Source organism: Aeromonas sp. A04, assembly GCF_047780465.1.
GTDB classification, from domain to species: domain Bacteria; phylum Pseudomonadota; class Gammaproteobacteria; order Enterobacterales; family Aeromonadaceae; genus Aeromonas; species Aeromonas bestiarum.
The window spans coordinates 250096-258629 of the sequence record NZ_JBLNHP010000005.1; the positions used below are offsets into that span (position 1 = coordinate 250096).

At 58.6% G+C, this 8534-nt stretch carries 4 protein-coding genes; 1 reads left to right on the forward strand and 3 read right to left on the reverse strand.

Going from position 1 to position 8534, the window contains the following annotated elements:
• Positions 1 to 45: 45 nt before the first annotated feature.
• Positions 46 to 1422, forward strand: coding sequence for an amino acid permease (locus tag ACM3N8_RS16790; RefSeq protein WP_042866081.1), 1377 nt, complete (start codon positions 46 to 48; stop codon positions 1420 to 1422).
• Positions 1423 to 1680: 258 nt separating this feature from the next.
• Here ACM3N8_RS16790 and ACM3N8_RS16795 read toward each other — a convergent pair whose 3' ends face one another.
• The 3 genes from ACM3N8_RS16795 to ACM3N8_RS16805 form a co-directional block, all read right to left on the reverse strand.
• Positions 1681 to 2388 carry an SIMPL domain-containing protein gene (locus ACM3N8_RS16795; RefSeq protein WP_042866080.1) on the reverse strand — a complete coding sequence of 236 codons (708 nt, stop codon included), beginning with the start codon at positions 2386 to 2388 and terminating at the stop codon, positions 1681 to 1683.
• A gap of 55 nt (positions 2389 to 2443) precedes the next feature.
• A complete protein-coding gene (locus tag ACM3N8_RS16800; protein ID WP_416016395.1) occupies positions 2444 to 3001 on the reverse strand; it encodes a hypothetical protein in 558 nt (185 codons plus the stop codon).
• Between the two features lie 86 nt (positions 3002 to 3087).
• A complete protein-coding gene (locus tag ACM3N8_RS16805; RefSeq protein WP_416016396.1) occupies positions 3088 to 8526 on the reverse strand; it encodes a DUF5801 repeats-in-toxin domain-containing protein in 5439 nt (1812 codons plus the stop codon).
• Between the last annotated feature and the right edge of the window lie 8 nt (positions 8527 to 8534).

Below are 8534 nucleotides of genomic sequence, written 5' to 3' on the forward strand. Positions count from 1 at the left end.
GACGAAATGACAGACGAGTGACATCAGAGACGTAAGGAAGGAAGAATGGATCTTCAACAAGACGGCGAGGAGCTGAAGCGCGGCCTGAAAAACCGCCATATCCAGCTCATCGCATTGGGCGGTGCCATAGGTACCGGCCTGTTTCTCGGTATTGCCCAGACCATCAAGATGGCGGGCCCCTCAGTGCTGCTCGGCTATGCCATCGGCGGCTTTATCGCCTTCCTCATCATGCGCCAGCTGGGCGAGATGGTGGTGGAAGAGCCGGTAGCAGGCTCCTTCAGCCACTTTGCCTACAAATACTGGGGTGACTTCGCCGGTTTCGCCTCCGGCTGGAACTACTGGGTACTCTACGTGCTGGTGAGCATGGCCGAGCTGACGGCGGTCGGCATCTATGTTCAGTACTGGTGGCCCGAGATCCCGACCTGGATGTCGGCTGCCGTCTTCTTCGTGCTGATCAACGCCATCAACCTCTCCAACGTCAAGGCGTTCGGCGAGATGGAGTTCTGGTTTGCCATCATCAAGGTGGTCGCCATCGTCGGCATGATTGGTTTTGGCGGCTACCTGCTCGCCAGCGGCAACGGCGGACCGGATGCCAGCATCACCAACCTGTGGGACCAGGGCGGCTTCTTCCCCAACGGCATCAGCGGTCTGGTGATGGCGATGGCGGTGATCATGTTCTCGTTCGGCGGTCTTGAGCTGGTGGGGATCACGGCCGCAGAGGCGGATGACCCCGAGAAGAGCATTCCCAAGGCCACCAATCAGGTGATCTACCGCATCCTCATTTTCTACATTGGCGCCCTGGCCGTACTGATGTCCCTCTACCCCTGGGGCAAGGTGGTGGAAGGCGGCAGTCCCTTCGTGATGATCTTCCACGCGCTGGACAGCAACCTGGTGGCAACCGTGCTCAACATGGTGGTGCTGACCGCCGCCTTGTCGGTCTACAACAGCTGCGTCTACTGCAACAGCCGCATGCTGTTCGGTCTGGCCAAGCAGGGCAACGGCCCGCGCAGCCTGCTCAAGACCAACAAGAGCGGTGTGCCCGTGGTGGCCATCTCAGTCTCCGCCGCGGCAACCCTCTTGTGCGTGCTGATCAACTACCTGATGCCGGGCAAGGCGTTCGAGCTGCTGATGGCGCTGGTGGTCTCGGCCCTGGTCATCAACTGGGCCATGATAAGCCTCGCGCACCTGAAGTTTCGCAAGAGCAAACAGGCCGAAGGGGTTGAGCCCAAGTTCAAGGCTTTCTGGTACCCGTTCGGTAACTACCTCTGCCTCGCCTTCATGGCCGGCATCCTGGTCATCATGTACCTGACTCCGGGCATCCAGATCTCGGTGTTACTCATCCCTGTCTGGATCGTCGTGCTCGCCATCGGCTATCAGCTCAAACAGAAGCGTCGTGCACGAGTTGCCGCCAACCTGGGTTGATCCGCGCCACCTCGTTACACCATCAGATGCCGGCCACCGACCGGCATCTTTCTATCCGTCATCTGCAACTCGCGGGCGGCCCGGACACTCCGCCACCCATCCTGGCATCATATAGATCGGGATCCGGCCAGCCACATCACCATCCGGTTACCGCGCTCTCGCCTGCACACTCAGTCCCGCTTGCCAGGCAGAAACGACAAGCCCGAGGGGATGAGCCTCGGGCTTGAGATAGATCGACAAGGCCGGATGGCCAACGCCTTATTCCAGCAGGAAGACGGCTTCCACGTTGTCCGTGATGCTGATCTGCTGCTGTTGATAGCTGTTTTCCATCATGTCGGCGGCAGGTGCAGCCATGGCGGCCGCCTTGAGTGCACGACTATAGATGGGCATGGGGGTGTTGTTGCGGTACTCGACGCTGTAAACCTTGCCAAGCTTCATGCCGAACGCCTTGGCCAAGGATTCCGCCTTGGTCTTGGCATCTTCCACCGCACCGACACGCGCCTGCTCCTTGATGGTCTGCGGCGACTTGAGGCCGTACTCAATCTGGGACACAGACTCCAGACCCGCCTTGAGGGCGGTATCCATCAGCTCGCTCAACTTGTCGAGCTGGTAGAGTTTGACCGCGAGTTGACGCTGGGCACGGTAGCCCACCAGTTCCGGCTTCTTGTTCTGCGGATACTGATATTCGGGGGAGATCACCAGGTTGCCCGCCTCCACGTCACTGCGCTTGATGCCCAAGCCTTCCAGTTGGCCAAAGAAGGCCGCGACCTTGCCATCCACCTGCTGCTTGGCCTTGATGCCCTGCTTTTCCAGCGCGGTCACAGACACATTGAGGGTCAACATATCGGGTTCGGCCTTCTGCTCGGCATAACCACTCACCACCAGATGCGGGGCTTGTGGTACTTCAAGCGCGAATAACGGGGCACTGACGACCAGAGCGGAAAGGGTAAGAAGGGGACGCCACATAAAAAAAACCTCAGTCAATTAGAGTGAGGTCATTATGCCCGTGGCCGAATGGGATTCATATATCGTGCAATGGCGGTATCTGATCCAGCACCTGATTGGTCATGTCGATGTTGATGCTGATCTCGTTGCCCATCAGCTCTTGATGGCTGGGCGCCATCGGTGTGACGCTGCGGGAACCGAGCACGACGTCATCATCGAAATGGAAGGAATCCCACGACAGAACGTGTCCTTGCGACGGGATCACCGGGTCTGCCGGCGTGGATGTTATGAGTGGAACACAGTCGATGCTGTCGGAGTGCATGAGCAGATCCTGCAGACAGGTATCGCTCAGACTCTGCAGTGAATATTCCTGCTCCCCTTGATCATGCCCGACCAGCACAACCATATGAGGTGGCTCTGCATCTACTGCCGGCGTGAAGGCAATGGTGGCGGCCGCGAAGTCCACATTGAGGGAACCCGCCACTTCGCCATCTTGGCTTTCAAGATCCAGTGCATCGATCCGATCACCTGCCATCGTGGCCTGATAGCCAAACTGGCCGGTGCAAGTAATGCTGCCCTGCCCATCCCAGCTATAGCGAATGCCATCGATATCGACCCAATTGAATGACTGCATGGTGACCCTCTCCTGTACTGCCGCTATCTTAGCCGCCCCCTCAGTCAAAAAACAGGGGCCAGGCATAGCCCGGCCCCATTACTCGATTACGGATCCACCTTGAGGTTGCCATCATCCAGCAGCTGCTTGATGATGTCGTGGTTCGTCGTCAAACCGCCACTGTGATCCAGATCGAGACTACCCTGGAACTGCACTGTCAGCTGGGAACCCCCACTCGGAAGTCCATTGGTATCTATGGTCAGCTTGTTGGCCGCAGTATCAAACTGCAGGTAATTATCCAGCACTGTGGCCAAATCCTCGTTGCTGCCACCACTGGGAACGCCGACCAGCAGATCCGACAGATCCAGCACGTCGCCACCGCTGGCAGGGCTGCCCAGCGTAAAGTCGGTAATGTTGTCGGTACTGCCATCCGCATTACCAGCAATCCACTTGAAGGTATCACTGCCCGCACCACCCGTCATGGTATCGCTACCCAGACCACCGATCAGAATGTCATCTCCCAGTCCACCTATCAGCGTATCGTCACCGGCCAAACCAGAGAGAGTGTCGTTCCCTTCACCGCCCTGAATCACATCCGCCAACGCCGATCCGATGAAGGTGGTGCCAGCCTCAATGGTCACATGCAGATTGGTGTTGGAAGTAGCATCGTTATCGGCATCCTTAACCCCGACCTGGAAGTCCAACTCGGCATCCAGTGTGGTATTTTCCGAAGTGATCAAGCCGATGTCGGAGACTTTCACCACGTCGCTGTCGGTCTGGCCAGTGAAGTCCGTAGTCGTATTCGAACCACCTGTATCACCGAAGGCCGCATTGAAGTTCAGCGCTGTGGTGGTGGTAATGCCCTCCACGCTGGTCAGGATCTGCGCGCCGTAGATCTGCCAGTTCTCACCTACACCGTTGTAGTCATTGTGTTCGATGACAATGGCCCCATCGTTGTTGTCCAGGGTAATGCCATAAGCCAGCAGGGCTGCCAGGGTCGCAGCGCTACTGCCAGATTTAACGATATCACTGTTGCTGATCACCAGAGCCCGTGTAGTGGTTATGCCACCCGCGCCGATCAGTTTGAGCACCACCACCAGGTCTTCACTATTGATACCGTCGAACTTCAGGAAGATCCCCTCCGCCCGGCCATCAGGGTTGGCGACTACAGTACCGGTCGGGTTGGTAGTGTGGAATGTCAAGTCCAGCACCTCCCCCTTGCCGATGGTATCGCCGCCCACGCCGTTCGCCGAGTTCGAGACGCTGACCCAAGACGATGCCTGAGTAAACAACTCGCCATTGGCGAATACGCTGGTGTTGGCACCACCGGTCTGCAGATTGTTGGTCCCGGTACCCCCACCGGGCTCTGCAGCGCCCCTGAACTGGACATAAAAATCATTGTCCAGCTTGGCCACAGACACATCCGGCTGCGAGTTATCCGGCACACTGCCACCAGATGCGTAGCCCGTGATACTTAACGAGGCACTGGTTTTGAGAACACTGAAGCCCTCGATCGGTTCATCCAGCGATACCGTGTAAGTACCGTTGATCTTGTCGAAGGTCAGGGTACCGGTTGCCTCCTGCGTGATTCCTGGACTGGCCGGATTCGGCGCGTAATTGAACTCAATATCAAAGGTGGCCGTACTAGCGTTCTCCGACACCCAGGTGACCAATTGCGACGTAATGGCCGAGCCACCAACTGTCCCCGTCAGGCCGATGGCATTGAAATCCGAGTCGGACGACGAGAACGGCCCAGTGCCGCGACTATCCGCACCAGTGCTGTAATCGAACACACCAGTGCCACCACCCGGGTTGCTGCTGTTGGAGTACACCAAGTTGGTGCTGGCCTGGATAGTCGGTACATCATCTTCTACCTGAATGAGCAGATCACCAGCCAGCGGCAGCGGGTTGACGCCATCGGAGGTTCGAATGGCCCCGGTCAGATTCAGCGTCAGAAGCTCGTTGTCATCACCATTGGCATTCTCGTGATCCAACGGCCCAAGGAGGGTGAAGGTGTAGGAACCATTGCTCTGCACCACCAGGGTGAAGACTGTTGCCGCACCAGCCATAGCCGTCAGGGTATTCCCAGAGAAGCCGTAGGTCACAGTCACTCCGTCCGAGGTCAGGGACGGCATGACATTGGGGGTGGTATCCAGACTGAACTGGCCGCTGTTCGTACCAACCAATAGTTCAACCAGGCTTCCTGAGACGGTAGTCGTCTGGGCATCTCCATCGGTGATGCCGCCAGTCAGTTCGTCCTCGTCCACCTTACCGATCACCGGTGCAGCATCCTCGATGTTGATCGTCAGAGTAGCGCTCGCTTGATCGCCATCCTTATCGACGATCACATAGTCGAAGCTTTCGCTGGTGTCCGATGCAACGCTTTGCGGCGAGGTGTAACCCCATGTGCCCGTGGCGAAATTAAAGGTCAGCTTGCCACCCAGAGCCGTCGTGATGTTGGTCAGCTGCTGATCGCCATCCAAGACACCATCCCAGGAGTAGGTCGTGCCATTGATCTTGATGGACATGATCCGCCCCGGACCATCGGCACCGTATGAATCGTCGTCGCCGCCACCTACCGCGTTGTTGTTGCCAAGCAGAACGTTGCCGCTGACGAAGTTGCCCGAGATCTGACCAAGCAATGTATTGATCAAGCCATTAAAGTCGGTCACCAGGATAGGAGCACCACTACCATCGAGATCGACATCCTGCAAGCGAGTGGTGTTAATGCCATCCCCCACACCAATAGCGGTGACGTTGATGGCATTGCTATCGACAAAGGTGTTCCACGCCGTTGCCGTTGCGTTGCTCAGCGAGTTGCCGCCTGTACCTGTTTGCTCATTAGGGTTGCCATCACTGATAAAGAAAACCTGGTTGCTCCAGCCCTCAATCGGAGCATAAGACACCATGGTTTGCTGGATAGCATCGGTAAAGTCGGTGTCGCCGTTAAACGGTCTATTGGCAATGATGTCATCAACCAGAGCATTGAACGCAGCGATCGATGTCACCGGCGCATATGCCAGTGAGTCCGAAGAGAACGCCACTATGGTGATTTTCACATCGCCATCGGTACCGTTAAACAGCGCCTGCCCCGCCGCCTTCACAGCGTTCATCATGGTAGTGAACTCGCTATTGCTGATACTACCGCTGGAGTCCAGCACAAAGGCAACATTGAAGTCCTTGTCACTGGACTCAGCAACAATGGCCGTGTCGTTCTTCGCCACCGGCGTATCGTCATCGACATTGATAGCCAGCGTGCCGCTCGCGGTATCGCCATCGCCATCGATCACTTGATAGTTCAGGGTAAACGCCTGGTTGTTCTCCTGATCAGCATTCGCATGTTGAATAGGCGCATTCTGCGTCACGCTATACGCCCCAGTAGCCGAGTTCAGGGTTACTGTCAGCACTGTGGTCGCCCCCTGTTTGACCAACAGGGCACCTGCGGGATTCGTTTCATAAGTAAAGCCAGCCGGCGCCCCCGTAGTCAGCCATTGCACACTACCTGCACCATCAGCCCCGAAGTTATGAGCGAGGATACCGTTAGTGTTTACCGCATTGTCATCGTCATTCGGACCATCCGGAATGCCGTTGGCCAGAGCGTCGTCATCGAGTTGCACTGTGAGATTATTGCTGACGCTCGGCACATCATCCTCGAAGTTGATGTTGCCACCCAGATCTGCACTCACCGTGCCGGTCGCGGTGTCGTTGTCACCATCCACCACCGTCACGGTTGCACTCAACAGCACCTTGCCACTGGCCAGGCTGATGAGGTTGTTGTCGTTGCTGTTGTCCACGTCCTCCGGCAGATGGTCCAGCTCCGCCGACTGGGTCAGCGTCACGGTACCATTGCTCGCCACGCTGATGCGGAACACCTCGCCCGCGCTGGTCGAGCCGACGATGTCGCTGCCCACCTTGGTCAGGGTGATAGCCAGCCCGTTGCTGGTCAGCTCGCTGTTGCTGTCAGTTACGCTCAGGCTGTAACTGCTCACCGTGGTGGTGCCCGGGCCGTCCGCGCCATAGCTCGGCACTGCCGCCGCCAGGAACGCCGCCGCAAAGCTGCCGGTCGCCGTGTCACTGGCCGCACCGATGGTCTGTGCATCCTGGGTGGTCAGGCTTATGCCACCATCTACCACGGCATTGATGGTCACGCTCGGCACATCATCCTCGAAGCTGATGTTGCCACCGAGGTCCGCACTCACCGTGCCGGTCGCGGTGTCGTTGTCGCCATCCACCACCGTCACGGTTGCACTCAGCAGTACCTTGCCATTGGCCAGGCTGATGAGGTTGTTGTCGTTGCTGTTGTCCACGTCCTCCGGCAGATGGTCCAGCTCCGCCGACTGGATCAGCGTCACGGTACCATTGCTCGCCACGCTGATGCGGAACACCTCGCCCGCGCTGGTCGAGCCGACGATGTCGCTGCCCACCTTGGTCAGGGTGATGGCCAACCCGTTGCTGGTCAGCTCGCTGTTGCTGTCAGTCACGCTCAGGCTGTAACTGCCCACCGTGGTGGTGCCCGGACCGTCCGCGCCATAGCTCGGTACTGCCGCCGCCAGGAACGCCGCCGCAAAGCTGCCCGTCGCCGTGTCACTGGCCGCACCGATGGTCTGTGCATCCTGGGTGGTCAGGCTTATGCCACCGTCTACCACGGCATTGATGGTCACGCTCGGCACATCATCCTCGAAGCTGATGTGGCCACCGAGGTCCGCACTCACCGTGCCGGTCGCGGTGTCGTTGTCGCCATCCACCACCGTCACGGTTGCACTCAGCAGCACCTTGCCACTGGCCAGGCTGATGAGATTGTTGTCGTTGCTGTTGTCCACGTCCTCCGGCAGATGGTCCAGCTCCGCCGACTGGGTCAGCGTCACCGTGCCATTGCTCGCCACGCTGATGCGGAACACCTCGCCCGCGCTGGTCGAGCCGACGATGTCGCTGCCCACCTTGGTCAGGGTGATGGCCAGCCCGTTGCTGGTCAGCTCGCTGTTGCTGTCGGTCACGCTCAGGCTGTAACTGCCTACCGTGGTGGTGCCCGGACCGTCCGCGCCATAGCTCGGTACTGCCGCCGCCAGGAACGCCGCCGCAAAGCTGCCGGTCGCCGTGTCACTGGCTGCACCGAGGGTCTGTGCATCCTGGGTGGTCAGGCTAATGCCACTGTCTACCACGGCATTGATGGTCACACTCGGACCATCATCTTCAAACCGGAATACCCCGCCAGTACCCACGTCAATGGCGGCACTGGCGCTGTCGCCATCCGCGTCCGTCACGGTTTGCACCAGGGTCAGTACCCCGCTGCCCAGGCTCAGCGCCACGCTGTCATCCGCACTGTTGGTATCGCCGTGCCAGACGTTGTCCAGCAGGGCAAGCGTCACTTCTCCGGTGCTCGGGTTGATGGTCAGCGTGAAGTAGTCCACCCCACCGGCACTGCCGGTGATGATGTTGCCCACCTGATTCAGCACGATGGCCTCGCCCTGTCCAGCGGGAGCCTGCGGATCTACCGCAAACAGGCCGCTGGCCACGTTGCTGCCGGTGAGCGCCAGGCTGTAACCAATCGTGCCCG